This is a genomic window from Methanobrevibacter sp. 87.7, from assembly GCF_002208625.1.
Taxonomy (GTDB): domain Archaea; phylum Methanobacteriota; class Methanobacteria; order Methanobacteriales; family Methanobacteriaceae; genus Methanarmilla.
Map to the genome: position 1 here is coordinate 1 of NZ_MRCT01000284.1, position 944 is coordinate 944.

Below are 944 nucleotides of genomic sequence, written 5' to 3' on the forward strand. Positions count from 1 at the left end.
ATAAAAAAATATTAAATAACCAAACTATTTAGATTCAGCTTTAGCTAAATCATTTTCAGATCTTTTGATTAATTCTTGTAAACCATTAGTAACATTTGGTGGGATGGAGTTTTCATCCTTATTTAATATAATTTTAGAAATTGTATTTGCTAATACAAAAATTGCATGTTTATGTTCTGCTTTAGTCCTATGAATATGATGTGGACTGATGTTTAATGCAATATACTCACTGCAATCGTTTTTAATTTCATCATTTTCAGCTAAATATTTTAAAACATAAACTAAGAATTGGTGCATCTGTATCATTTCGTCTTTATACAAAAAAAACACTCCTAATGTTCTTAAATATTAATGAAATCTCTCCATTAATTATGTAATGATATTTAATATAACTATTTCTTAATTATATCAACTATTTGTATTATTAAACAATTTTTAAATACTTTATAAATAATAATTTATTTAAAAATAATCCAAATAGATTATTTAAAAATTATACCCAATGATTTAATATAACCTTTAATATATTAAACCAAAAAATATTCAAAATTAATATAATATAAACACGTCCTTATTATTAAAGAACTACTATAAAATTTTAAATATTTAATAAATCTATGAACTAATTTAATATTATATAACCATTATATAAATTATAAACTAATTTATTAAAAAATAAAATAGTTAAATTTAATTAATGTCATATACTCTTATATAATATTTCTATATTTATAAATGTTATGTTATATTGAATATAATTTAAAAAAGAAAGAAAAAGAGAAAACAAAAGTATATTAAATTAAAAAAAATAAAAATTCCTTAAAAATCAAGAATTTAAAAAAGAAAGAATAAATCAATAATACTTAATAAAAAATAAAATCAACATTAAATAAATAAAAAAACAAGAACAAAATAAAAAACATACTAAAAAAGAATAAAAATAC

Annotated in this window: 1 protein-coding gene; it reads right to left on the bottom strand. The window is 16.9% G+C overall.

Annotated elements, in window-relative coordinates; genetic code table 11:
* Positions 1–24: 24 nt before the first annotated feature.
* Entirely contained in the window at positions 25–321 is a 297-nt protein-coding gene (locus tag BGI41_RS08230) for a UPF0058 family protein (protein WP_042707132.1), read from the bottom strand.
* Positions 322–944 lie beyond the last annotated feature (623 nt).